Origin of the sequence: Neptuniibacter sp. QD48_55 (genome assembly GCF_047778115.1) — a bacterium.
In the GTDB taxonomy this organism is placed as follows: Bacteria; Pseudomonadota; Gammaproteobacteria; order Pseudomonadales; family Balneatricaceae; genus Neptuniibacter.
The window spans coordinates 3269958-3294509 of sequence record NZ_CP180555.1; the positions used below are offsets into that span (position 1 = coordinate 3269958).

The following is a 24552-nucleotide window of genomic DNA, read 5'->3' on the forward strand; positions in this document are numbered from 1 at the left end:
ACCGTTTTCTCACGCAAACTTCAGGGAAATTAAATGTAATTAACCGAGAAGTTCAGAAAACGGGATGAATCCGACCAAATCGCCCTCATCTACAACTGTCTGAGGAGGAATAACAGCAATACCATTAGCCCAACTAGCAGACATCAACACACCGGAACTCTGATTTGCAAACGGCTGTAAACGCCCATCCTCAAACCGAACTCGCAGATATTCTTGGCGCTGAATAGCTCGTTTTCTCTGGAAGCCAGCCGGTACTGAAAGCTGCAGTGGCGGTTCGAATGAAGCCCCCTGCAACTTAAGCAAGAAGGCCCTTGCCAACAAACAAAAAGTTATGAGTGTAGACGTTGGATTACCCGGCAAACCAATAAATGGCGTACCTTTGACCTGCCCATAGGCAACAGGTTTTCCTGGTTTGATCTTGATCTTCCACATATCCAACTGACCAAGATGCTCTACGCAAGATTTGACATGATCTTCTTCACCCACAGACACACCACCGGTACTGATGATGGCATCTGCCGATGCAGCCGCTTTTTCCAATGCTGCTAGCGTCGCTTCACGCGTATCTGCTACACAACCTAGATCAACAACCTCCATACCTAGACCCAGTAAAAGTCCAGTCAGGATATAGCGATTAGAGTTATAGATTTGCCCTGTACCAAGAGAGGTACCTGGCTCCACCAGCTCATCACCTGTGGATAAGATCGCAACCTTGAGACGCTTATATACAGACACAGAAGACAAGCCTACCGAGGCTAATATCCCCAGATCAGCTGCTTGTAAACGTGTACCTACTGCGAGCACCTGGCTACCAGCCAAAATATCTTGGCCAGCACTGCGGACATTATCACCAAGCGGCACATCTGCAGGAAAAACAACCCTATCCCCTTCAAGGTGAACATCTTCCTGCATTACAACTGCATTGGCACCTTGAGGAATCTCTGCTCCAGTAAAAATACGTGCACAGGTACCTGCAACTAAAGGCTGTGGAGGCGTACCTGCAGGGACTCTCTGGCTCATTTCCAAGCTTGTCTGAACACCCAAATCAGCCGTATTAATTGCGTAACCATCCATACTGCTATTATCAGCTGGAGGAACCGAGACAGAAGCGACTGGCGCTTCAGCCAATACGCGTCCTAAAGCCTCTGTAACAGGCACAATCTCAGTCATTACAGAAACATGTGCTCCAGCTAAAAGGCGCTGTAGCGCTTCATCAAAAGGGATCAAACCAGGTTGAGAATCACAGCTTCCCATTTTTTTACCTTAAGCGTTATCTTCTTGATGCTTCATGATCAACGAAGCAAAATTACAAGGCTTATGACGATGATCTAACTGCTGCGCAATCACATCATCCCAACCAGTACGGCAAGCACCTGTAGAGCCTGGCAGACAGAAAATCACGGTACCATTTGCAAGACCACCTAACGCTCTGGACTGAATGGTTGAAGTACCGATCTGACCTGCTGAAACTTGACGGAAAAATTCACCAAACCCTTCAATAGATTTATCAAACAAAGGAGCCATCGCTTCTGGGGTAGAGTCGCGACCCGAAAAGCCTGTCCCGCCCGTGGAGATAATTACATGGATATTTGAATCAGCAATCCAACGCGATGCAACCGCTCGCATCTGGTATATATCATCTTTAACTATTTCACGTGCACCAAGTACGTGACCTGCAGCCTCTAAACGATCAACCAAAGCTTGCCCAGAGGTATCCGAATCAAGAGTACGAGTATCGGATACAGTTAATACGGCAATATTTAGCGGAATAAATTCCGCTCTGGCAGGAGTATGGGACATGAGTATTTTCCTTAATAAGAAAGTACGGGAGCAAGGACAACGATGAACTCGTTTAGCCCCCTGTCATATTCATAAAACGAATGATTTGTGGCTCATCATCTAGATCAAATTCGTGCTTCTCAGGCTTCAAATCCATAGCATCGATAATAACCTGCTTCAGTTTTTCCTGATCATTAGGGTGAGCACGTAATGTATGTAGAAGATCAACAGAGTGTTCGTTACCCAAACAAAGCAACAAACGCCCCTCAACGGTTACCCTGACACGGTTACATTCAGAGCAGAAGTTATGGCTATGAGGTGAGATAAAACCAACTCGGCTTTCACTATCACTCATGCGATAATAACGAGAAGGCCCAGCAGTTCGTTCTACAGTTGGCTGTAACTCATATTTCTGCTCAATAATCGCGCGAACTTCATCACTTGAGCAGTAAACCTCACCACGATCATGTTCGGAAATTTGACCTAAAGGCATCTCTTCAATAAAACTAACATCAACGCCTTTATCACGCGCAAAATCTACAAGATCGAGAATTTCGTCATCATTGCGGCCTTTCATAACCACCGCATTCAACTTAATACGATCAAACCCCGCTTCAATAGCCGCATCAATGCCTGCAAGTACTTTTGGCAATTTACCAATTCGGGTCATCGCTTTGAAACGATCTTCACGCAAGCTATCAATACTGATATTTAGACGATTGACGCCAGCATCTTTGAGATCCTGGGCCATATGAACAAGCTGAGAACCATTGGTAGTAATCGCTAATTCTGAATCTAATTGGCCTACGCTGCGCATCAGCTTCATGACATCACGACGAACCAACGGCTCTCCACCAGTCAAGCGGATCTTTTTTACACCTAAGCTAACAAAAGCTTGGGCAATCTGATCAATCTCTTCGAGTGTAAGTACTTGAGCATGCGGAAGAAAAGTCATCTCTTCAGCCATGCAATAAACACAACGAAAATCGCAACGATCAGTTACAGACAGCCGAATATAGTCGACGGTTCTGCCAAACCGATCTACCAGCGCTTGCGTATCATCTTTAGAATTGGCCATGGTTTGTCAATGGAGCATGTAATTTATAATTTTATCGCACTAAAATAGCACAAATTCATTTCAACAGCAGTTAGACCAATTTTCATAGGAAACCTAATGTACTTTGCCATTAAGCACATCCATTTAACCTGCATAGCCCTAAGCTTCGTACTCTTTCTTTTACGCGGTGGCTTGGCTCTATTTTGCCCAGAAAAACTAGAAAAACGCTGGTTAAAGATCGTACCACATATTATAGATACCGCACTGCTGGTCAGCGCACTAACGCTCGCGGTAATGATTGAGCAATATCCGTTTGTCCATCACTGGCTAACAGCTAAAGTGATCGCTTTGGTGGTGTATATTGGTCTGGGAACAATCGCTATCAAACGCGGTAAAACCAAAGCCATTCAAGCTACAGCACTAGCAGGCGCTCTGTTTGCTTTCATTTACATTGCAGCCGTTGCGGTTTCTAAATCCCCAATGCCTTGGGGTTAAGAAATCTATAGTACTTGGCGGCTAGGATGATGGATAGATATCACGCATCAACCATTGCAACTCCTGTCGCCAAGGTCTCTGCCTTATCCCAAATACACTCAATAATTTTTTACACATTAAAACAGACGTATTTGGACGTAATGCTTCAGTGACGTAATCTTTACTCGATACTGGGACCAACTTTTCCACATCAAAGTTTTCGTACTGACCTGCAGCAATCAGAATCTCTTTACAGAAATCATAACGATTGATCACCTCAGCGCCGCAGTAATGGAAAGTGCCCCAGGCATCGGCACCATTATGAATCTGCTTTAGCATAGCGAGAATAACTCGGGCCACATCTAATGCAGAAGTAGGGCAGCCCTTACGATCCGTTACCGCTTGTAGCTCAGATTGCTTCTTAGCCGCCTCAAGCGTTCGCAGAACAAAGTTATTCCCTTGATCACTAAACAACCAACTAACTCGCAAGATAATATGCTTCGGCAAAGCTTGGCGAAGTCTCTCTTCACCTTGCCACTTACTATCACCATAGATCCCTAAAGGTGCGACTTCATCCTCTTCGGTATAGCCGCTAGCATAGTGACCATCAAACACGTAGTCGGTGGATAAGTGGAACATTGGGATAGACAGATCACCACATGCGAATGCTAAAGCCTCTACAGCATCAGAGTTAACCGCATAACAAAGCTCTGATTGTGACTCTGCTTCATCGACATCATCAAACGCTGCGCAGTTCACAACATAATCTGGTAGATGATGAGCCAGTTGTTCAGAGATCTGCTCTGGATCAGTAACATCTAACTGAGATTTCCCCAAAGCAGTAACTTCAAAAAAGCTATCCGCTTCTACAGCACGCGTCAGCGCGCTCCCCACCTGTCCATGAGCTCCGGTAATTAATATTTTGATAGGCTTTAACAGTAGATCCAGTGCCATTAAACCAAACTCTCCGGCATCTCATTTTGACTCATAAAACTATTCATCCTGCATAACAGAAGAAAGTTACCTCACTTCTTAAAAAATATACCTCAATCTCCCGGCAAGGCCCAGTAAACCCTTAGCAGGGTAGCTATTTTTAATCGAAGCTTGATCTAACACCCTGATAACTGGGTAACAACTGCCCGCAATCGGCCTCTCACAGTAACTTCTGCTCTTGAACATAAGCCGAAAAATCATCAAAGCCACCGATATGCTGATTATTCACAAAGATCTGCGGCACAGTTTTGCGCTGAGTGCGTTGAACCATGGTGGTTTTAACCTTAGGTTTGCCTGTAATTTCGATCTCGTTAAATTGCCACCCCAGCTTTTTCAACAAGCGCTTGGCTGCAATGCAGTATGGGCAATAACTCATGGTATAAATTTCGACTGACGGCATTTTTTAACTCCTAAAAATCATTCTGTGTGTATTTATGCTGTCACTAAATTTACCCGTAAAACTTCTGCTATAGGCCTCCAAAGATCCACAGTAGCCGTCCAAGCATCCAAAATAGATTTGCGCTCCCAACCAAGCCCTATGAAAGGCCTAAAACGAAAAAACCTCGCAATGCGAGGTCTTTATCGATCTATCCAGCTCTACAAATATTAGAACGGAATATCATCATCGAAATCATCAAAACCCGGTGCCGCTTGCGGTGCAGGCGCTTGCTGCGGTGCTGGAGCAGGACGCTGCTGAGGAGCTTGCTGAGGCGCAGCTTGTGGAGCCATCTGCGGCGCCATTTGTGGAGCAGGTGCTTGCTGTTGTGGCTGTTGTGCATAACCACCCTGTTGTTGCTGAGGAGCATAGCCACCTTCGTTACCGCCACGACTATCAAGCAACTGCATTTCGCTTGCTACAATCTCAGTCGTGTAACGATCCTGACCACTTTGATCCTGCCATTTACGAGTACGCAAGGCGCCTTCAACGTAAACCTTACCGCCTTTACGCATATACTCGCCAGCGATCTCCGCTAGACGGTTAAAAAATACCACACGGTGCCATTCAGTACGCTCTTGCTGCTGGCCCGTCTGCTTATCTTTCCATGATTCAGACGTTGCGATGGTTACATTAGTTACAGCATTGCCATTTGGCATATAACGTACTTCTGGATCTCCACCCAGATTGCCCACCAAAATTACTTTATTAACACCACGTGCCATTTTCTTTCTCCAAAAATCTTCTCTCACGTCAGATTGATAAACCTGCGCGTATAACAAGCAAGCTTAACATGCGATCACCCTCTCGCCCACTCTTATCCCATACAGATTTTATCGATTATAAAAGCTACAGCAGCCACGAAAAATCTCTATAATGGTATGTTTTGTTTTCCACATCTGAGAGCCGTTATGGATAAGATTCAGGTCCGGGGTGCGCGTACCCACAACCTTAAAGATATTGATCTTGAGATCCCCCGAGACAAACTCATTGTTATTACAGGGTTATCCGGCTCAGGTAAGTCTTCCCTGGCATTTGATACGCTCTATGCAGAAGGTCAACGACGCTATGTTGAGTCTCTCTCAACCTATGCTCGTCAGTTCCTATCGATGATGGAAAAACCTGATGTTGATCATATCGAAGGCTTATCCCCTGCGATTTCAATTGAACAAAAATCAACATCTCACAACCCTCGCTCGACGGTTGGTACGATCACCGAAATTTACGATTACTTGCGCTTGTTGTTTGCCCGTGCAGGTGAGCCACGCTGCCCGGATCATGATCTACCGCTTGCAGCTCAAACAATCAGTCAGATGGTGGACCAAGTACTTGAGCTTGAACAAGGCAGCAAATTAATGCTGTTAGCACCTGTAGTACAGGGTAGAAAAGGTGAGCACTTACACACTATAAACAACTTGCGCGCTGAAGGTTTCATTCGCGCCAGAATCGATGGAATTGTCGTTGACCTCGATAGTGCGCCAGAGCTAGATAAGAACAAGAAGCACGATATCGAAGTAGTTATTGACCGCTTCAAAGTTCGCGATGATCTCCAGACCCGTTTAGCCGAGTCATTCGAAACAGCACTTAACCTCAGCGACGGCATTGCCAAAGTTGCTTACATGGATGGTGACGCTGACGAATTAATTTTCTCAGCTCGTTTTGCCTGTCCAGAATGTGGACATAGTATTCAGGAGCTTGAACCGAGACTGTTTTCTTTCAACAATCCTCATGGTGCTTGTCCAAGCTGTGATGGCTTAGGGGTTAAGCAATACTTTGATCCATCTAAAGTCGTTCACGATTCAAACCTGACCCTATCCGAAGGTGCGATTAGAGGCTGGGACCGCCGCAGCTTATATTATTTCCAGCAGCTTAAAGCGGTAGCAGAGCAATACGGGTTTGATATGGATACACCATTCAAATCCCTGAAAAAATCAGAACAAGACCTTATTTTGAATGGTAGTGGCAAAGAAACCGTCAATTTCCGCTACCTAAATGATCGCGGCGATATCATCAATAAGGCACACCCATTCGAAGGTGTGCTCAATAACTTACAACGCCGCTATAAAGAAACCGAATCTGATACCGTTCGTGAAGATCTAGCCAAATATCTAAATATGCAGCCGTGCTCGTCCTGTAACGGCAGTCGCTTACGCCGCGATGCGAGGCACGTATATATAGACCAGCAGACACTCCCTGATATCGTTAAAAAACCAATTGGAGACAGTTTAGAGTACTTCGAGGGTCTTCATCTAACAGGCAAACAAGGCGAGATTGCTGAAAAGATTCTCAAAGAGATTCGTGAACGCCTAAGATTCCTTGTCAACGTAGGCCTCGAGTACCTCTCTCTAGATCGCAATGCCGATACTCTATCAGGTGGTGAAGCACAGCGAATTCGTCTGGCAAGTCAGATTGGCGCTGGCCTTGTTGGTGTTATGTACATTCTTGATGAGCCTTCAATCGGCTTGCACCAGCGGGATAACGAGCGCCTATTAAAAACTCTGGTCCACTTGAGGGATTTGGGTAATACAGTCATTGTTGTTGAACATGATGAAGACGCTATTCGTCTTGCGGATTATGTCATTGATATAGGCCCTGGCGCAGGTGTACATGGCGGACAAGTTATTGCTGAAGGTACGCCAGATGAAGTCATGGCAAACCCAGCCTCTATCACAGGCCAGTATTTAACAGGGACTAAAGAGATCGCTGTACCTGAACAGCGTCATCTTGCTGATAGTAAGAAACAACTATGCCTTAACGGTGCTAGCGGTAACAACCTAAACGATGTAGACCTTAAGATTCCAGTAGGCTTACTAACCTGCGTTACCGGTGTATCGGGCTCGGGCAAATCAACTCTGATCAACGGTACGCTGTATCCAATCGCAGCAACTGAACTTAATAATGCGACTACCTTGGATCCCGCACCTCACGAATCGATCGAAGGCATTAATCATTTTGATAAAGTAATCGATATTGATCAAAGCCCGATCGGCCGTACTCCACGCTCAAACCCAGCAACCTATACAGGTATTTTTACACCCGTACGCGAACTGTTTGCCGGTACTCAAGAGGCACGCTCGCGTGGCTATAAGCCAGGGCGCTTTAGTTTTAATGTCAAAGGTGGTCGCTGTGAAGCTTGTCAGGGTGATGGCGTCATCAAGGTAGAGATGCACTTCCTACCTGATGTATATGTCCCTTGCGATGTTTGTAAAGGTAAGCGCTACAACCGTGAAACGTTGGAGATCAAATACAAAGGCAAGAATATCCATGAAGTCTTAGATCTTACGGTTGAAGATGCGCGAGAATTCTTCGATGCGATACCAGCACTGGCTCGTCGCCTACAGACCTTAATGGATGTTGGTTTGTCTTATATCCGTTTGGGTCAAGCTGCAACAACACTATCTGGTGGTGAAGCTCAGCGCGTAAAACTAGCCAAAGAACTTTCTAAGCGTGATACAGGTAAAACACTGTATATCCTTGATGAACCAACTACAGGCCTGCATTTTTACGATATTCAGCAATTACTGAACGTACTCTATCGTTTACGCGATCACGGCAACACAATTGTAGTGATCGAACACAATTTGGATGTGATCAAAACAGCCGATTGGATTGTAGATTTAGGACCAGAGGGTGGCGTTAAAGGCGGAATGATCATTGCCGAAGGTACACCTGAAGAGGTTGCTGAGAACCCAGCTTCGCATACAGGTAGGTTCTTAAAGCCAATGCTTAACCTGAAATAATCAGGTTAAGCATTTAGGTAGAACTCACTACGATCGTGTTTAATGTTGCCAGTGAACACCTTCTTTAATTTTCTTAGAAGGTGCTCCAGCAATGATCACATCTTTCTCGGCAATTGATCTCGTTACCGTAGTATTTGCAGCAACTATACAACCATCTTCAATCACAGAGTTCTTCAAGACAAAGCTTCTTGCACCAAGCCAGACATTGTTACCAATGACCACTCTATCTTCGATATTGATCTGATCACCTAGTTGATCGAATATTGCATGCTGGTCAGTATCCATGACCACAGATTCCCAAGCGAACATACAGTCGCTACCGATAGACATCTGTTTTTCACAGATAATCGTGTTATCACCTGTAGCGATAAAATTGGCACCCAGATTCAAATCACCGGCAACAATTAATCGTGTTCCTTTACCTATCTTAACTTTGCCCTTAACAGTGAACTGACCATCAATTTGGAGCATTGTTCGACTGTAGCGATAATCAATCATATCGGCACCAGTAAAGCCGATACGAACCAAGCCGGTTTTAGCCTTATCTAACTTAACCTTACCATTTAGTGAAATGAGTTTAGTTTTACTTGAAACAATGATAGGAAGCTTAATCGCTTGATCAAAAGGTAATAAGCGTAAATTGACGTAAAGACTTTTTGGAATCGCAGCTAAGTAGCGAAACAATTTAACCAATTTATCAGTATTCATTACAGCTAAAAACCTATCATCGAACAAGCAATCTAAGGGTAATAGTAATGTCTTTACTAAATTTCAGGCAATAAAAAACCCGGCATAAAGCCGGGTTTTTTTTAGATCAAGAAATCTTAATCTTCTGCTTCGTCAGCAGCTTCTACAGCTGGACGATCAACTAGCTCAACGTAAGCCATTGGAGCGTTGTCACCTGGGCGGAAACCGCACTTCAGGATACGAACGTAGCCACCAGGACGCGCGTTGTAACGCGGACCTAGTTCGTTGAACAGTTTACCAACAGCAACTTTGCTGCCAGTACGTGCGAATGCCAAACGGCGGTTCGCTACAGTGTCGTTTTTAGCCAGTGTAATCAGTGGCTCTGCATAGCCGCGCAGTTCTTTAGCTTTAGGCAAAGTTGTACGAATCAACTCGTGCTCAAACAAAGATACTGCCATGTTTTTAAACATAGCTTTGCGGTGCGCACTGGTACGGCTTAATTTACGACCAGATTTACGATGACGCATGATAAATCCCTACCAAACCAGTCAGTTGTTATCGCCGAATCAGGAAGCGACTTTATCGTCGTTCTTCAGGCTAGCCGGTGGCCAGTTCTCAAGACGCATACCTAGGGACAAGCCCTTAGATGCAAGTACGTCTTTAATCTCTGTCAACGACTTCTTACCCAAGTTCGGAGTCTTAAGCAGTTCAACCTCTGTACGCTGAATCAGATCACCAATATAGTAGATCTGTTCTGCCTTCAGACAGTTGGCGGAACGTACAGTCAGCTCCAGATCATCTACAGGACGCAGAAGAATTGGATCAATTTCCGGCTCTTCTGGTTCATCCTTAGCTTGATCAGCACCATCTTCCAGATCAACAAACACAATAAGCTGTTGCTGAAGGATGGTAGCCGCACGACGGATAGCTTCTTCTGGATCAATGGTACCGTTAGATTCGATATCAATAACCAGTTTATCCAAGTCAGTACGTTGCTCTACACGCGCGCTTTCTACTACGTAAGAAACGCGACGTACTGGGCTGAAAGTAGCGTCCAGCTGTAGACGACCGATTGCACGAGTCTCTTCTTCATCAGAAACACGCAGATCAGCTGGAACGTAACCACGGCCACGACCAACAGTTAGCTGCATGTTTAGACTCGCGCCTTCATTAAGGTGAGCAATAACGTGGTCCGGGTTAGCGATTTCAACATCCTGATTCAGTTGAATATCACCAGCAGTTACAGGACCTGCTTCAGATTTGCTCAGAGTCAGGGTTACTTCGTCGTTGTTGTGCAACAACACTGCAACCCCTTTCAGGTTCAGGAGGATCTCAATTACATCTTCCTGAACACCTTCAATTGTGCTGTACTCATGCAAAACGCCTTCAATCTCAACTTCTGTTACGGCACAACCCGGCATAGAAGATAAAAGAATGCGGCGTAATGCATTGCCCAGCGTATGGCCAAATCCACGCTCAAGTGGCTCTAGAGTCACTTTAGCGCGCGTTTTGCTGATTTCTTGTACGTCAATATGACGTGGACTTAGAAACTCATTTACCGAACGCTGCATATTTCCACCAAATTAAAGTTAAAATTACTTCGAGTACAGCTCTACAATTAGCTGTTCGTTGATATCTGCGGACAGATCAGAACGCTCTGGAGTGGCTTTGTATGTGCCTTCCATTTTTGCAGCGTCTACATCAACCCACTCAACTGCTGCACGTTGGCCAGCTAGCTCTAGAGCGTTTTTAATACGCAACTGAGATTTAGCTTTTTCACGTACTGCTACAACATCACCTGCTTTAACTTGGTAGGAAGCGATATTCACAACCTGACCGTTAACAGTGATTGAGCGGTGAGATACGATCTGACGAGATTCGGCACGTGTAGAACCGAAACCCATGCGATATACAACATTGTCCAAACGACCTTCCAGCAGTTGCAGAAGGTTTTCACCTGTTGCACCGCTACGACGAGCCGCTTCTTTATAATAACTGCGGAACTGACGTTCCAGTACGCCGTACATACGACGAACTTTCTGTTTTTCACGTAGCTGCAGGCCGTAGTCGGATAAACGACCGCGACGAGCGCCGTGAACACCAGGGACAGTCTCAGCTTTACACTTGCTGTCCAGTGCGCGAACACCGCTCTTTAGGAAAAGGTCTGTACCTTCCCTACGAGACAGTTTGCACTTTGGTCCAAGATAACGAGCCATATTACCGTCTCCAGATTAAACGCGACGTTTCTTCGGTGGACGACAACCATTGTGAGGGATTGGCGTCACGTCAGTGATATTTGCAATTTTGTAGCCTACAGAGTTCAGAGCACGAACCGCTGATTCGCGACCTGGTCCTGGGCCTTTTACAAATACGTCTAAGTTTTTCAGGCCATATTCTAATGCAGCCTGTCCAGCGCGCTCAGCCGCAACCTGAGCAGCGAAAGGGGTACTCTTACGAGAACCACGGAAGCCGGAGCCACCCGCAGTTGCCCAAGAAAGAGCGTTACCCTGACGATCGGTAATTGTAATGATCGTATTGTTAAAAGAAGCGTGGATGTGGGCGAACCCATCCGCTATTTGCTTCTTCGCTTTTTTGCGTGTGCGATTACCTGGCTTTGCCATATTCGGAATTCCTATCGCTTACCACTTATTTACGGATCGGCTTACGCGGGCCTTTTCGAGTGCGCGCGTTAGTTTTACTACGCTGACCGCGAACCGGAAGGTTACGACGGTGGCGAATGCCGCGGAAACAACCAAGGTCCATCAAACGTTTGATGCTCATGGATACTTCACGACGTAGGTCGCCTTCAACAGTAAATTTAGCAACTTCTCCACGAACGATGTCCAATTGCTCATCGGACAAATCAGAGATCTTAGTAGTCGGTGCAATACCGCAAGTTTCTAAGATCGCAGACGATGTCGTGCGGCCAATACCGTAAATGTAAGTCAGAGAAATTACCGCATGCTTATTGTCAGGAATGTTGACTCCAGCTATACGGGCCATTCTATTACTCCGTTTAATAAAAGGTGTTTGTTTAAATTATCAAACACCAATAAAAATTTGTTCTGTTCGCAGAAGGCGCGCAATAATACACATTGATTAAAATTAAATCAAGTGTTGCACACCATCTGCGCCCAAATCAGGGATTAATTAACCCTGACGCTGCTTGTGACGCGGCTCTACTTTACAGATCACACGTACTGAACCGTTACGACGAACGATTTTGCAGTTACGACAGATCTTTTTAACAGATGCACGTACTTTCATGATCTACTCCAGTTGTGGCCTTAGCGCGAAAGTCCTGCGCCGCCACCTTTGAGATTAGATTTCTTCATCAGGGACTCGTACTGATGTGACATCAGATGAGACTGAACCTGCGCCATAAAGTCCATCACGACAACTACGACGATCAGGAGTGAGGTGCCACCGAAATAGAACGGTACATTCGCTGCGACTACTAGGAACTGAGGCATCAAAGATACAGCAGTAATATAAAGCGCACCGAATAAGGTCAATCGGCCCAGCACGGTATCAATGTAACGTGCGGATTGATCACCTGGACGAATACCCGGAATAAAAGCACCTGATTTCTTCAGGTTATCTGCTACGTCCTTAGGATTGAAAACAATCGCTGTGTAGAAGTAGCAGAAAAATATAATTGCGACCGAGAATAACAAAATGTAAAGCGGCTGACCTGGGCCAAGCGCTAATGCAACATTTTGCAGCCAATCCATGCCTTCACTCTGACCAAACCATTGGCCCATAGAGGCAGGGAAAAGCAAAATACTGGATGCAAAAATCGGCGGAATCACACCAGCCATGTTGACCTTCAATGGAAGGTGGCTAGATTGTGCCGCGAACACACGATTACCCTGTTGGCGTTTAGCATAGTTAATGGTGATACGGCGTTGGCCGCGCTCCATAAACACAACAAAACCAACTGTAGCAATCGCTAGTACAGCAATAGCTAACAGCGCAAGGATGTTTAAATCACCTTGACGCGCTGCTTCAAAGGCCTGTCCGATCGCACTTGGCAAACCGGCAACAATACCAGCAAAGATCAGAATGGAGATACCGTTACCGATACCACGCTCTGTGACTTGCTCACCTAACCACATTAGGAATACTGCACCCGCTACCAAAGTGACAACAGCTACGAAATAGAAGCTGGCATCCGCGGTAAACGATACACCTTGATTGGCTAGGCCTACGGCCATACCAAAGGCTTGTACAGTTGCAAGCGCTACAGTCCCGTAGCGAGTGTACTGGTTAATCTTACGACGACCAGCCTCACCCTCTTTCTTTAACTGAGCCAAGGTAGGGCTAACGACCGTCATCAGCTGCATAATAATCGATGCAGAGATGTACGGCATGATACCCAATGCCAAGATACTCATACGCTCCAGTGCACCACCGGAGAACATGTTAAAGAGACTCAGGATTGTGCCCTGGTTCTGATCAAATAATGCGGCCAGACGATCTGGGTTGATACCCGGTACAGGAATATGTGCACCGATACGATAAACAACGATCGCCATCAAAACGAAAAGTAGACGAGACTTAAGCTCACCTAGTCCGCTTTGGTTGCCCGCTGGTATAGGTCCTTTTTTAGCCATTTACGCCTCGACTTTACCGCCAGCAGCTTCGATAGCAGCCTGTGCACCTTTGGTCACTTTAAGACCTTTAACAGTGACAGCCTTATTGATCTCACCAGACAAAATCACTTTAGCAGTTTTGATTTCCTGCTTGATGATGTCTGCTGCTTTCAAAGCATCTAGATCAATTACTTCAGCTTCGATCTTAGCAAGTTCGTTCAGACGAATCTCTGTAACGTAACGAGCAATACGAGAAGTAAAACCGAATTTCGGCAGACGACGCTGCAAAGGCATCTGACCGCCTTCGAAACCTGGTTTTACAGAACCGCCAGAGCGGGATTTCTGACCTTTGTGACCACGGCCACAAGTCTTACCCAAACCGGAACCGATACCACGACCAACACGTTTAGCCGTTTTACGAGAACCTTCAGCAGGGCTTAGAGTGTTCAGACGCATGTTTTGAACTCCCTTATTAGTCTTCTACCTGAAGTAGGTAGTTAACTTTGTTGATCATGCCACGTACAGATGGAGTATCTTCTACTTCAACTGTGTGCCCAATACGGCGTAGACCTAGACCCTTAACGCACAATTTGTGGTTAGGAAGAGTACCGATAGGGCTACGTACTAGTGTTACTTTAACAGTCTTAGCCATTGTCGATTACCCCAGAATGTCTTCTACGGACTTACCGCGCTTAGCAGCTACATCTTCCGGAGACTTCATTGCAGCAAGACCTTTAACAGTCGCGCGTACAACGTTAACCGGGTTTGTAGAGCCGTAGCACTTAGCCAGTACGTTATGGACACCTGCCAATTCTAGTACTGCACGCATCGCACCACCTGCGATTACACCAGTACCTTGAGATGCAGGCTGCATGTAAACTTTAGAAGCACCATGACGTGCTTTAATTGGGTACTGCAACGTGTCGCCGTTTAGTTCAACTGAAACCATGTTACGACGAGCTTGTTCCATTGCTTTTTGAATAGCAGCAGGAACTTCACGAGCTTTACCACGACCGAAACCTACGCGACCTTTACCGTCACCAACTACAGTTAGTGCTGTAAAGCCGAAGATACGACCACCTTTTACTACTTTAGCGACGCGGTTAACCTGAACCAGCTTTTCCTGCAGATCGCCGTCTTTCTGTTCATGATTTGACATATTCGATCCCTTTAGAATTCCAGGCCGCCTTCGCGGGCTGCATCAGCCAAAGCTTTAACACGACCGTGATACTGGTAACCAGAACGGTCAAATGCTACTTCAGATACGCCAGCTTCTTTAGCACGCTGAGCGATCAATGCGCCTACTTTTTCAGCTGCTGCAACGTTACCGCCAGCAGATTCACGCAGATCTTTTTCTACAGTTGATGCAGCTGCAAGAACTTTAGCACCATCAGCAGAGATAACCTGAGCGTAGATGTGACGCGGTGTGCGTGTAACGCACAGACGTGTTGCACCTAACTCACGCATTTTAAGGCGAGAGCGGCGAGCACGACGAATACGAGATTGTTTCTTAGCGTTCATAACCCTGCCCTATTTACTTTTTCTTCGCTTCTTTACGGCGAACATACTCATCAGCATAACGAACACCTTTGCCTTTGTATGGCTCTGGTGGACGGAACGCACGAATCTCAGCAGCAACTTGACCTAGAACTTGCTTATCAGCTCCTGAAAGGATGATAGTAGTTACATTAGGCGTTTCTGCTTTGATACCTTCTGGTAGGTCGTAGTCGATTGGGTGCGAGAAACCTAGGTTAAGGTTAAGCGTGTTGCCTTTAGCAGCAGCACGGTAACCAACACCTTGTAGCTCAAGAGTTTTCTTGAAGCCTTCTGACACACCAACAACCATGTTGTTAACCAGTGAGCGTGTAGTACCGGACAAGGAAAGAGACAGCTTGGAAGCTTCACGAGCTGTGAAGTTCACAGAACCTTCTTCTAGAGCAACACCAACAGTTGGGTGAACGTCTAGTGAAAGCTGGCCGTTTTTACCTTTAACATTGACAGTCTGACCGTCAATCTTAACTTCAACACCTGCAGGTACGATAACAGGGCTTTTTGCAATACGTGACATATTGAAATACCTCTTAGAATACCGTGCAGATTACTTCGCCACCAACGCCAGCACTACGTGCAGCGCGGTCAGCCATTACACCTTTACTTGTAGAGATAATCGCTACACCCAGACCACCAGATACTTTTGGTAGTTCGCTTGCGTTCTTGTAGATACGCAGACCTGGACGACTAACGCGTTTGATCTCTTCAATTACCGGCTTTCCTTCAAAGTATTTAAGCTCAATGTTCAGAACCGGTTTTACGTCGCCTTCTACTGTGTAGTCAACGATGTAACCTTCGTCCTTAAGAACTTTGGCAATTGATACTTTTACTTTGGAAGACGGCATAGATACGGCCTGCTTTTCAGCCATATGACCGTTACGAATACGAGTAAACATATCCGCTAGAGTATCTTGCATGCTCATGCATTTACTTCCTCTTGTGCAGCACAGTGCGGTACCCAAAGGGCCGGACCACTGCGCTTACCGTTATACAAACTGGTGGATTACCAGCTTGCCTTTTTCAAACCTGGAACATCACCGCGCATCGCTGCTTCACGCAGTTTAATACGGCTAATACCGAATTTACGGTATACAGCGTGTGGACGACCAGTAATCTGGCAACGACGCTGCTGACGAGATTTGCTTGAGTCGCGTGGTAGCTTCTGTAGAGCGATCACTGCATCCCAAACTTCGTCTTCAGATGAATTAGGGTTGTTGATAATTGCTTTTAGTGCAGCACGCTTCTCAGCATACTGTGCAACAAGCTTCGCACGTTTGTCTTCACGTGCCTTCATTGATTCTTTAGCCATGATGTATGCCTATCACTTACGGAACGGGAAGTTCAGGGCAGCCAATAGAGCACGACCCTCATCATTGTTCTTAGCAGTTGTAGTGAACGTAATGTCCATACCACGCATCTTATCAACCTTATCGAATTCGATTTCAGGGAAGATGATCTGCTCTTTAACACCCATGCTGTAGTTGCCACGACCGTCGAAAGATTTCGGGTTTAGGCCACGGAAGTCACGGATACGTGGGATAGAGATATCTACCAAACGGTCCAAGAATTCCCACATACGCTCGCCACGTAGTGTTACTTTACAGCCGATTGGCCAACCTTCACGAACTTTGAAGCCCGCGATAGATTTACGTGCCAAACATACAACTGGCTTTTGGCCCGCAATTGCAGTCATATCTGCAACAGCGTTCTCAAGCATTTTCTTATCGCCCAACGCTTCACCAACACCCATGTTTAGAGTGATTTTAGTCAAACGTGGAACTGCCATTACGTTAGGGCAGTTCAGCTCATCTTTAAGCTGCTGCTTAACGGAATCGTTATAAAGCGCTTTTAATCTAGACATGATATCTCCCCTTATCCGCCAATTACTTCGCCGGTAGACTTGAAGATACGAGTCTTAGTGCCGTCTTCAAGAACTTTGAAGCCTACACGATCGCCCTTACCAGTCTGCGGGTTGAAGATCGCTACGTTAGAAACTGCAATTGCAGCTTCTTTCTCAACGATGCCACCTGCTTTACCCAACATTGGGTTCGGCTTAGTGTGCTTCTTCACCATGTTGATACCAGAAACGATCAAACGATCGTCCAGAACACGCATGACTGTGCCACGCTTGCCCTTGTCTTTTCCTGCGATGACAATTACTTCATCGTCACGTTTAATTTTGCGCATAATTTACCTATATCGCTTCCTGCTACCCTCTCATGCTCAAAAACGCCAACACCTTCCGGTGTTAGCGTTTTCACATAAACCGAACAGTATATTGTTCGATCTTTATAGCACTTCAGGCGCCAGGGAAATGATTTTCATGAACTTCTCTGAACGAAGTTCACGCGTCACTGGGCCGAAGATACGAGTACCGATTGGAGCGTCGCTCGCATTCAGTAGAACCGCAGAGTTTGTATCAAAGCGGATTACTGAACCGTCTGGACGACGAACACCTTTACGGGTACGTACCACTACGGCGTTAAGAACCTGGCCTTTCTTCACTTTACCGCGAGGAATCGCTTCTTTAACAGTAACTTTAATAATGTCACCTACAGAAGCGTAGCGGCGGTGAGAACCACCAAGGACCTTAATACACTGCACTCGCTTAGCGCCACTGTTGTCAGCTACGTCAAGCATAGATTCAGTTTGAATCATGGTCTTACTCCACAAACATTTTTAGGCCGCCCGCAATGCGGACGGACCGTCTAATGGAGCAAAGGTGCGATAGTTTACACCTTTGCTGCACGCTCTTCAATACGAACCAACGCCCAAGATTTATTCTTAGACAAAGGACGAGTTTCTGCGATGGTAACTAGGTCACCTTGCTGGCACTCATTTTTCTCATCGTGAGCATGCAGTTTAGAAGAGCGCTTCATGAATTTTCCGTAAATCGGATGCTTCTCTTTGCGCTCAACCAGAACTGTGATGGTTTTATCCATCTTGTCGCTAACAACGCGACCAGTAACAGTTCGAGTACGTTTTTCGGCGCTCATACTTAGTTACCTGCCTTTTCGTTGAGTACTGTCTTCACACGAGCGATATCGCGACGAACCTGTCCTAGAAGATGATTCTGAGCAAGCTGACCAGTTGTCTTCTGCATGCGCAGGTTGAACTGCTCTTTTAGAAGACCTAGTAGTTCTTGCTGTAGCTCATCAACGGACTTTTCACGTAGTTCAGTTGCTTTCATTACATCACCGTCCGTTTAACAATGGTTGTTGCAACAGGCAATTTAGCAGCAGCTAGGTTGAACGCTTCAGATGCAAGCTGTTCATCAACTCCGCTCATTTCGAACAGAATCTTACCCGGCTTGATTTGAGCAACCCAGTACTCAACCGCACCCTTACCTTTACCCATACGTACTTCAAGCGGTTTCTTAGAAATTGGCTTGTCTGGGAACACACGGATCCAGATTTTACCACCACGCTTAACGTGACGTGTCATGGTACGACGCGCTGCTTCGATCTGACGTGCAGTGATACGACCACGACCGGTCGCTTTCAGTGCAAATTCACCAAAGCTTACAGTGCTACCGCGCTGTGCTAGACCACGGTTGCGGCCTTTCATCATTTTGCGGAACTTAAGACGTTTTGGTTGTAGCATCGACGTCTACCTCACTTACCTTTCTTCTTAGGCGCATTCTTTTCAGCACGAACTTGTTCGATGCCACCAAGAACTTCACCCTTGAAGATCCAGACTTTAACGCCGATCACACCGTAAGTAGTGTGCGCTTCATAAGTAGCGTAATCGATATCAGCACGAAGTGTGTGCAATGGCACACGACCTTCACGATACCATTCGCTACGAGCGATTTCGGCACCACCAAGACGACCACCTAGCTGAATCTTGATACCTTTAGCACCAAGACGCATTGCGTTCTGTACCGCACGCTTCATAGCACGACGGAACATAACACGACGCTCAAGCTGGCTTGCAACACCTTGTGCAACAAGACGCGCGTCTAGTTCTGGTTTACGAATTTCTTCGATGTTGATGTGAACTGGAACACCCATCATTTCAGACACAGTGTTACGTAGTTTCTCAACATCTTCGCCTTTCTTACCAATCACGATGCCCGGACGAGCTGTGTGAATAGTAATTTTTGCATTCTGTGCAGGACGCTCGATTTCGATGCGGCTAACAGATGCTTTTTCAAGCTGCTTGTCCAGGTACTCACGCACCTGCAGATCGTTCTGCAGCTTGCTTGCGTATTCGCTCTTGTCTGCGTACCACACAGAAGTGTGATCTTTAACAATACCGAGACGAATACCCGTAGGATGTACTTTCTGACCCATAACGGAATCTCCTAGCAGTCAGCTCAGTCGGCCACTTTTACAGTGATGTGACAGGAGCGCTTCAAAATACGATCAGCGCGACCTTTCGCACGCGGCTTGATGCGTTTCATAGTCATTGCTTCATCAACAAAAACTGTAGAAACACGTAGCTCGTCAATATCAGCACCTTCGTTATGCTCTGCGTTAGCAATAGCAGACTCTAGTACTTTCTTAACAAGCGCCGCACCTTTTTTAGGACTATACGCCAGGATATCCAGAGCTTCACCGACAGATTTACCACGAATCTGGTCAGCAACCAGACGTGCTTTCTGTGCAGAGATGCGGGCGCCTTTGTGCTTAGCGGCAACTTCCATCATCTAACTCCTTATCGCTTGGCTTTCTTGTCTACTACGTGACCACGGTAAGTACGTGTCACAGCAAACTCGCCCAGTTTATGACCAACCATGTCCTCGGAAATAAATACCGGAACATGCTGACGGCCGTTGTGTACTGCAATTGTCAAACCTACGAAATTCGGGAAGATCGTAGAACGACGTGACCAAGTTTTGATTGGACGACGGTCGTTTGCTTCAATTGCAGACTCTACCTTTTTCAACAGGTGAAGGTCGATAAATGGACCTTTCTTCAGTGAACGTGGCACAGCTGTATCCTCTTACTTAGCGTTACGACGGCGTACGATCAACTTATCAGTACGCTTGTTCTTGCGAGTTTTATAACCCTTAGTCGGAACACCCCATGGCGACACTGGGTGACGACCACCGGAAGTACGACCTTCACCACCACCGTGTGGGTGGTCTACTGGGTTCATCGCAACACCACGAACAGTAGGACGAACACCACGCCAGCGCGTAGCACCAGCCTTACCAAGCTGACGCAAGGAGTGTTCACTGTTGCTCACTTCACCCAGAGTTGCACGACATTCAACTAGGACTTTGCGCATTTCGCCAGAACGTAGACGAAGAGTCGCATAAGCACCTTCACGTGCAACCAACTGTGCAGATGTACCCGCAGAACGAGCAATCTGAGCACCTTTACCAGGCTTCAACTCAACACAGTGGATTACAGAACCCACTGGGATGTTGCGTAGAGGCATAGTATTACCAGGCTTGATATCTACAGAATCGCCAGACATGATCTTAGCGCCCGCAGAAACACCTTTAGGTGCAATGATGTAACGACGCTCACCGTCTGCATATACAACTAGTGCGATATGCGCAGAACGGTTAGGATCATATTCCAAACGCTCAACTGTCGCTGGAATACCGTCTTTGTTACGACGGAAATCGATGATACGGTACTGCTGTTTGTGACCACCGCCAATATGACGAGTAGTGATGCGACCGTGGTGGTTACGACCACCGCTCTTGCTCTTTTTCTCAACAAGAGCTGCATGAGGCTTACCTTTATGCAGTTCAGTGTTAGTCACTTTAACTACATGACGGCGTCCAGCAGAGGTCGGCTTAGTTTTAGTCACTGCCATTTTATATACCCTCTATTACTCGCCACCAAGGAAATCAATCTCAGAGCCGTCAGCTAGAGAAACGTATGCTTTACGCACATCGCTACGCTTGCCGAAACCACGCATAGTACGCTTGGTTTTGCCCTTAGCATTAAGAACGTTCACGCCTTTAACTTTAACGTTGAACAGCTCTTCAACTGCTTGCTTGATTTCTGGTTTAGTAGCGTCTTTAGCCACACGGAATACTACTTGCTGAGAACCATCAGCTACGATAGTAGCTTTCTCGGAGATGTGCGGACCCAGCAGCACTTGATAAATGCGTTCCTGTTTCATGCCAGCTTCTCCTCGATTTTCTTCAGAGCAGCAACAGTAACTAGTACTTTATCAAAGCCAACCAGAGAAACCGGGTCAACGCCAGCAGCATCACGTACATCAACGTGTGGTACGTTACGTGCAGCTAGGTACAAGTTCTGCTCTACATCTTCAGTAATCAGCAGTGCGTTAGTCAGCTCAAGCTCGTTCAGCTTAGCCACAAACTGTTTTGTCTTTGGAGATTCCAAAGCGAAATCTTCAACAACTACCAGACGTTCTTGACGTACAAGCTCAGAGAAGATGCAACGCATTGCTGCGCGGTACATTTTCTTGTTTACTTTCTGAGCGTAGTCACGCGGCTGAGCCGCGAAGGTAACACCACCGGCACGCCAGATTGGAGAACGGCTAGTTCCCGCACGTGCACGACCTGTACCTTTTTGACGCCATGGCTTAGCACCACCGCCAGAAACCGCAGAACGGTTTTTCTGAGCTTTAGTGCCTTGACGACCGCCAGCCAAGTAAGCTGTAACTACTTGGTGAACTAGCGTTTCGTTGAATTCTTTACCAAAAGCCAGGTCGGAAACTTCAACCGAACCATTAGCTCCAGCTAAATTCAGATTCATTTCAAACCCCCTTAGGCGCCAGCTTTAACAGCTGGTTTAACGATTACGTCACCGCCAGTTGCGCCTGGAACAGCACCTTTGATCAACAACAGGTTGCGTTCAGCGTCTACGCGAACAACTTCTAGGGTCTGCACAGTAACCTGAGCATTACCCATTTGACCTGCCATCTTCTTGCCTTTCCAAACACGACCAGGAGTCTGACATTGACCAATAGAACCCGGAGCACGGTGAGAAAGAGAGTTACCGTGAGTCGCGTCCTGCATGGAGAAGTTCCAGCGCTTAACGCCACCCTGGAAACCTTTACCTTTAGACTGACCTGTTACGTCAACTTTCTGACCAGCTTCGAAGCGCGCAACTGTCAGCTCGTCGCCAACGTTGACTTCGTCGCCACCTGACAGGCGGAACTCCCACAAACCACGACCAGCTTCAACACCAGCTTTAGCAAAGTTACCAGCTTCTGGCTTAGAAAGGCGGTTAGCCTTCTTAGCACCAGTAGTAACCTGCACTGCTTGGTAGCCGTCGGTTTCTTCTGTTTTCACAGCAGTAACACGGTTCGGTTCCACTTCGATGACGGTGACTGGCACGGATACGCCGTCTTCAGTGAAGACGCGAGTCATACCCGCTTTACGTCCGATAAGACCTACAGACATTTTCTTTTAAAACCTCTTGCCAGTTGTGTACGGGGCTGTTACCCACTACGGCTGCCCTTTCCAGAGCATTCCACACTAAATAAGCGCTTCATTAATTAAAATTAACTCTGCGCAGTTGCCTTTTAGCCGAGGCTGATCTGCACTTCAACACCCGCAGCAAGATCTAGCTTCATCAATGCGTCAACTGTTTTCTCAGTTGGCTCAACGATGTCTAGAACACGCTTATGTGTACGGATTTCATACTGATCACGCGCATCTTTGTTTACGTGAGGTGAAATCAGAACAGTGTAGCGTTCTTTGCGAGTAGGAAGTGGGATCGGACCTCGTACTTGAGCGCCTGTTCTTTTTGCAGTATCTACGATTTCCTGCGCAGAAGAGTCGATCAAGCGATGATCAAAGGCTTTCAGACGAATACGAATTTTCTGATTCTGCATTTCGATCACACATTTCCAAAAAATAATTTTACGGCATACGCCGACCTCCCCCTACTATGAGGGGGACGCAAATTCTACTTATGTCACTTGCGAAGGTCAACAGTAAGCAGGATTAATTTGTACAATTAACAAACAATCTATACTTACACCCCCGAACAAGCTTATAAGTAGGCACAAAAAAGCCCTCACAGGGAGGGCTTTTTCAAATCAAAGAGTATTAATTACTCAACGATTTTAGATACAACACCAGCACCTACAGTACGGCCACCTTCACGAATCGCGAAACGTAGACCTTCTTCCATTGCTACTGGGTTGATTAGTGTAACGTCCATCTTAACGTTATCACCAGGCATTACCATTTCTACACCCTCTGGAAGCTCACATGCACCAGTGATGTCAGTTGTACGGAAGTAGAACTGTGGACGGTAACCTTTGAAGAATGGTGTGTGACGACCGCCTTCTTCTTTGGATAGTACGTATACTTCACCCTCGAAACGAGTGTGAGGAGTGATAGAACCTGGAGCTGCTAGTACTTGACCACGCTCAACTTCTTCACGTTTAGTACCACGTAGTAGAACACCAACGTTCTCACCAGCACGGCCTTCGTCAAGAAGCTTACGGAACATCTCAACACCAGTACAAGTAGTTGAAGTAGTTTCTTTGATACCTACGATTTCAACTTCTTCACCAACTTTGATGATACCGCGCTCAACACGACCAGTTACTACAGTACCACGACCCTGGATAGAGAATACGTCCTCGATTGGCATGATGAATGCACCGTCGATTGCACGCTCTGGCTCTGGGATGTAAGAATCTAGAGTTTCTAGAAGAGTCTTAACAGCAGTAGTACCTAGTTCGTTGTCGTCCTGGCCGTTTAGAGCCATTAGAGCAGAACCTGGAACGATTGGAGTGTCGTCACCTGGGAATTCGTACTGGTCTAGAAGCTCACGAAGCTCCATTTCAACCAATTCTAGCATCTCAGCGTATTCTTCAGAGTCAGCACCACCACAGTCTTCTGCAAGTAGGTCTGCTTTGTTTAGGAATACTACGATGTAAGGTACACCAACCTGACGAGACAGTAGGATGTGCTCACGAGTCTGTGGCATTGGACCATCAGTCGCACCACATACTAGGATAGCGCCGTCCATCTGTGCAGCACCAGTGATCATGTTCTTAACGTAGTCAGCGTGACCTGGGCAGTCAACGTGCGCGTAGTGACGCTCTGGAGTGTCATACTCTACGTGAGAAGTCGCGATTGTGATACCACGCTCACGCTCTTCTGGAGCGTTATCGATGTTAGCGAAATCTACCGCTTCACCACCGAAAACTTCAGCAGCTACACGTGTTAGAGCAGCAGTTAGCGTTGTTTTACCGTGGTCAACGTGGCCGATTGTACCAACGTTTACGTGCGGTTTCGTGCGTTCAAATTGTTCTTTAGCCACTTTTCATTACCTCAAAGTAATT

38 protein-coding genes are annotated in these 24552 nt (G+C 46.4%); 2 read left to right on the plus strand and 36 right to left on the minus strand.

Translation table 11 applies throughout. The features are described 5' to 3' along the window. Nucleotides 1–39 precede the first annotated feature (39 nt). From glp to moaA, 3 genes are read right to left on the minus strand one after another with little or no spacing between them, the layout of a single operon-like run. Nucleotides 40–1254, minus strand: a complete 1215-nt coding sequence (gene glp / locus ACMXYW_RS15335) for a gephyrin-like molybdotransferase Glp (RefSeq protein WP_415904620.1) — start codon at nt 1252–1254, stop codon at nt 40–42. A 9-nt stretch (nt 1255–1263) separates the two neighbouring features. Next, on the minus strand, nt 1264–1800 hold the full coding sequence (moaB, locus tag ACMXYW_RS15340; protein WP_415904621.1) for a molybdenum cofactor biosynthesis protein B: 537 nt from the start codon (nt 1798–1800) through the stop codon (nt 1264–1266). Nucleotides 1801–1852: 52 nt separating this feature from the next. Continuing rightward, nucleotides 1853–2857, minus strand: coding sequence for a GTP 3',8-cyclase MoaA (gene moaA, locus ACMXYW_RS15345; protein ID WP_415904622.1), 1005 nt, complete (start codon nt 2855–2857; stop codon nt 1853–1855). Between the two features lie 96 nt (nt 2858–2953). On the opposite strand from moaA, the gene ACMXYW_RS15350 reads away from it, so the two are divergent. Beyond that, nucleotides 2954–3331: a SirB2 family protein gene (locus tag ACMXYW_RS15350; protein WP_415899433.1), complete on the plus strand. Its 378-nt coding sequence runs from the start codon at nt 2954–2956 to the stop codon at nt 3329–3331. A gap of 21 nt (nt 3332–3352) precedes the next feature. On the opposite strand, the gene rfbD is transcribed toward ACMXYW_RS15350, so the two are convergent. The 3 genes from rfbD to ssb all read right to left on the minus strand — a co-directional run bounded on the left by rfbD (nt 3353) and on the right by ssb (nt 5464). Further along, nucleotides 3353–4264, minus strand: coding sequence for a dTDP-4-dehydrorhamnose reductase (gene rfbD, locus ACMXYW_RS15355; protein WP_415904623.1), 912 nt, complete (start codon nt 4262–4264; stop codon nt 3353–3355). 199 nt (nt 4265–4463) lie between these two features. Further along, on the minus strand, nt 4464–4703 hold the full coding sequence (grxC, locus tag ACMXYW_RS15360; protein WP_415882715.1) for a glutaredoxin 3: 240 nt from the start codon (nt 4701–4703) through the stop codon (nt 4464–4466). A 206-nt stretch (nt 4704–4909) separates the two neighbouring features. Further along, a complete protein-coding gene (gene ssb / locus ACMXYW_RS15365; protein WP_415889519.1) occupies nt 4910–5464 on the minus strand; it encodes a single-stranded DNA-binding protein in 555 nt (184 codons plus the stop codon). A gap of 186 nt (nt 5465–5650) precedes the next feature. Here ssb and uvrA point away from each other — a divergent pair, with 186 nt between their 5' ends. Continuing rightward, nucleotides 5651–8479 carry an excinuclease ABC subunit UvrA gene (gene uvrA, locus ACMXYW_RS15370; protein ID WP_415904624.1) on the plus strand — a complete coding sequence of 943 codons (2829 nt, stop codon included), beginning with the start codon at nt 5651–5653 and terminating at the stop codon, nt 8477–8479. 39 nt (nt 8480–8518) lie between these two features. On the opposite strand, the gene ACMXYW_RS15375 is transcribed toward uvrA, so the two are convergent. The 30 genes from ACMXYW_RS15375 to tuf all read right to left on the minus strand — a co-directional run bounded on the left by ACMXYW_RS15375 (nt 8519) and on the right by tuf (nt 24530). Then, nucleotides 8519–9187 (minus strand): acyltransferase, encoded by a 669-nt coding sequence (locus tag ACMXYW_RS15375; RefSeq protein WP_415904625.1) that lies wholly within the window; start codon nt 9185–9187, stop codon nt 8519–8521. 116 nt (nt 9188–9303) lie between these two features. Continuing rightward, the gene (gene rplQ, locus ACMXYW_RS15380; protein ID WP_415882719.1) at nt 9304–9693 is read right to left on the minus strand and encodes a 50S ribosomal protein L17; all 390 of its coding nucleotides are present in this window, start codon (nt 9691–9693) and stop codon (nt 9304–9306) included. A 39-nt stretch (nt 9694–9732) separates the two neighbouring features. After that, on the minus strand, nt 9733–10737 hold the full coding sequence (locus tag ACMXYW_RS15385; protein ID WP_415882720.1) for a DNA-directed RNA polymerase subunit alpha: 1005 nt from the start codon (nt 10735–10737) through the stop codon (nt 9733–9735). A 24-nt stretch (nt 10738–10761) separates the two neighbouring features. Then, nucleotides 10762–11382: a 30S ribosomal protein S4 gene (gene rpsD / locus ACMXYW_RS15390; protein WP_415882721.1), complete on the minus strand. Its 621-nt coding sequence runs from the start codon at nt 11380–11382 to the stop codon at nt 10762–10764. Nucleotides 11383–11397: 15 nt separating this feature from the next. Next, on the minus strand, nt 11398–11787 hold the full coding sequence (gene rpsK / locus ACMXYW_RS15395) for a 30S ribosomal protein S11 (protein ID WP_415882722.1): 390 nt from the start codon (nt 11785–11787) through the stop codon (nt 11398–11400). A gap of 25 nt (nt 11788–11812) precedes the next feature. Further along, on the minus strand, nt 11813–12169 hold the full coding sequence (rpsM, locus tag ACMXYW_RS15400) for a 30S ribosomal protein S13 (protein ID WP_415882723.1): 357 nt from the start codon (nt 12167–12169) through the stop codon (nt 11813–11815). A 147-nt stretch (nt 12170–12316) separates the two neighbouring features. Next, nucleotides 12317–12433, minus strand: a complete 117-nt coding sequence (gene rpmJ / locus ACMXYW_RS15405) for a 50S ribosomal protein L36 (RefSeq protein ID WP_007021200.1) — start codon at nt 12431–12433, stop codon at nt 12317–12319. 20 nt (nt 12434–12453) lie between these two features. Then, entirely contained in the window at nt 12454–13782 is a 1329-nt protein-coding gene (secY, locus tag ACMXYW_RS15410) for a preprotein translocase subunit SecY (RefSeq protein WP_415882724.1), read from the minus strand. Next, on the minus strand, nt 13783–14217 hold the full coding sequence (gene rplO, locus ACMXYW_RS15415) for a 50S ribosomal protein L15 (protein WP_415886121.1): 435 nt from the start codon (nt 14215–14217) through the stop codon (nt 13783–13785). It abuts the gene before it with no gap. Nucleotides 14218–14233: 16 nt separating this feature from the next. Beyond that, a complete protein-coding gene (rpmD, locus tag ACMXYW_RS15420) occupies nt 14234–14413 on the minus strand; it encodes a 50S ribosomal protein L30 (RefSeq protein WP_297309705.1) in 180 nt (59 codons plus the stop codon). A gap of 6 nt (nt 14414–14419) precedes the next feature. After that, the gene (gene rpsE, locus ACMXYW_RS15425; RefSeq protein WP_297309703.1) at nt 14420–14920 is read right to left on the minus strand and encodes a 30S ribosomal protein S5; all 501 of its coding nucleotides are present in this window, start codon (nt 14918–14920) and stop codon (nt 14420–14422) included. Nucleotides 14921–14931: 11 nt separating this feature from the next. Next, nucleotides 14932–15282: a 50S ribosomal protein L18 gene (rplR, locus tag ACMXYW_RS15430; RefSeq protein WP_415886122.1), complete on the minus strand. Its 351-nt coding sequence runs from the start codon at nt 15280–15282 to the stop codon at nt 14932–14934. A gap of 13 nt (nt 15283–15295) precedes the next feature. After that, on the minus strand, nt 15296–15829 hold the full coding sequence (rplF, locus tag ACMXYW_RS15435; protein WP_415886124.1) for a 50S ribosomal protein L6: 534 nt from the start codon (nt 15827–15829) through the stop codon (nt 15296–15298). A 13-nt stretch (nt 15830–15842) separates the two neighbouring features. Continuing rightward, complete coding sequence (gene rpsH / locus ACMXYW_RS15440; RefSeq protein WP_415904626.1) at nt 15843–16235, minus strand: 30S ribosomal protein S8; 393 nt, start codon at nt 16233–16235, stop codon at nt 15843–15845. 80 nt (nt 16236–16315) lie between these two features. Next, a complete protein-coding gene (rpsN, locus tag ACMXYW_RS15445; protein ID WP_415882730.1) occupies nt 16316–16621 on the minus strand; it encodes a 30S ribosomal protein S14 in 306 nt (101 codons plus the stop codon). Nucleotides 16622–16633: 12 nt separating this feature from the next. Further along, nucleotides 16634–17173 carry a 50S ribosomal protein L5 gene (gene rplE / locus ACMXYW_RS15450; protein WP_415882731.1) on the minus strand — a complete coding sequence of 180 codons (540 nt, stop codon included), beginning with the start codon at nt 17171–17173 and terminating at the stop codon, nt 16634–16636. An 11-nt stretch (nt 17174–17184) separates the two neighbouring features. Next, a complete protein-coding gene (gene rplX / locus ACMXYW_RS15455; RefSeq protein ID WP_415886125.1) occupies nt 17185–17499 on the minus strand; it encodes a 50S ribosomal protein L24 in 315 nt (104 codons plus the stop codon). Nucleotides 17500–17601: 102 nt separating this feature from the next. Then, nucleotides 17602–17970, minus strand: coding sequence for a 50S ribosomal protein L14 (gene rplN / locus ACMXYW_RS15460; RefSeq protein ID WP_007021360.1), 369 nt, complete (start codon nt 17968–17970; stop codon nt 17602–17604). 74 nt (nt 17971–18044) lie between these two features. Continuing rightward, on the minus strand, nt 18045–18308 hold the full coding sequence (gene rpsQ / locus ACMXYW_RS15465; protein WP_292949289.1) for a 30S ribosomal protein S17: 264 nt from the start codon (nt 18306–18308) through the stop codon (nt 18045–18047). A gap of 2 nt (nt 18309–18310) precedes the next feature. Further along, entirely contained in the window at nt 18311–18502 is a 192-nt protein-coding gene (gene rpmC, locus ACMXYW_RS15470; RefSeq protein WP_299179666.1) for a 50S ribosomal protein L29, read from the minus strand. Further along, a complete protein-coding gene (rplP, locus tag ACMXYW_RS15475) occupies nt 18502–18915 on the minus strand; it encodes a 50S ribosomal protein L16 (RefSeq protein ID WP_415899437.1) in 414 nt (137 codons plus the stop codon). The genes rpmC and rplP overlap by 1 nt, the downstream gene beginning before the upstream one ends. Before the next feature lie 11 nt (nt 18916–18926). Continuing rightward, nucleotides 18927–19607, minus strand: a complete 681-nt coding sequence (rpsC, locus tag ACMXYW_RS15480; RefSeq protein WP_415882734.1) for a 30S ribosomal protein S3 — start codon at nt 19605–19607, stop codon at nt 18927–18929. Between the two features lie 23 nt (nt 19608–19630). Further along, nucleotides 19631–19960, minus strand: a complete 330-nt coding sequence (gene rplV, locus ACMXYW_RS15485; protein ID WP_415884689.1) for a 50S ribosomal protein L22 — start codon at nt 19958–19960, stop codon at nt 19631–19633. 11 nt (nt 19961–19971) lie between these two features. Continuing rightward, nucleotides 19972–20247 (minus strand): 30S ribosomal protein S19, encoded by a 276-nt coding sequence (gene rpsS, locus ACMXYW_RS15490; RefSeq protein ID WP_415882735.1) that lies wholly within the window; start codon nt 20245–20247, stop codon nt 19972–19974. A gap of 12 nt (nt 20248–20259) precedes the next feature. Beyond that, on the minus strand, nt 20260–21087 hold the full coding sequence (gene rplB / locus ACMXYW_RS15495; RefSeq protein ID WP_415882736.1) for a 50S ribosomal protein L2: 828 nt from the start codon (nt 21085–21087) through the stop codon (nt 20260–20262). Between the two features lie 15 nt (nt 21088–21102). Then, entirely contained in the window at nt 21103–21399 is a 297-nt protein-coding gene (gene rplW, locus ACMXYW_RS15500) for a 50S ribosomal protein L23 (RefSeq protein ID WP_415886126.1), read from the minus strand. After that, nucleotides 21396–22001, minus strand: a complete 606-nt coding sequence (gene rplD, locus ACMXYW_RS15505; RefSeq protein WP_415886127.1) for a 50S ribosomal protein L4 — start codon at nt 21999–22001, stop codon at nt 21396–21398. Before rplD ends, rplW begins: the two co-directional genes overlap by 4 nt. Nucleotides 22002–22012: 11 nt before the next feature. Next, a complete protein-coding gene (rplC, locus tag ACMXYW_RS15510; protein ID WP_415882738.1) occupies nt 22013–22651 on the minus strand; it encodes a 50S ribosomal protein L3 in 639 nt (212 codons plus the stop codon). A 122-nt stretch (nt 22652–22773) separates the two neighbouring features. Continuing rightward, nucleotides 22774–23085 carry a 30S ribosomal protein S10 gene (gene rpsJ, locus ACMXYW_RS15515; protein ID WP_075174125.1) on the minus strand — a complete coding sequence of 104 codons (312 nt, stop codon included), beginning with the start codon at nt 23083–23085 and terminating at the stop codon, nt 22774–22776. Nucleotides 23086–23306: 221 nt separating this feature from the next. Beyond that, a complete protein-coding gene (gene tuf / locus ACMXYW_RS15520; protein WP_415904627.1) occupies nt 23307–24530 on the minus strand; it encodes an elongation factor Tu in 1224 nt (407 codons plus the stop codon). Between the last annotated feature and the right edge of the window lie 22 nt (nt 24531–24552).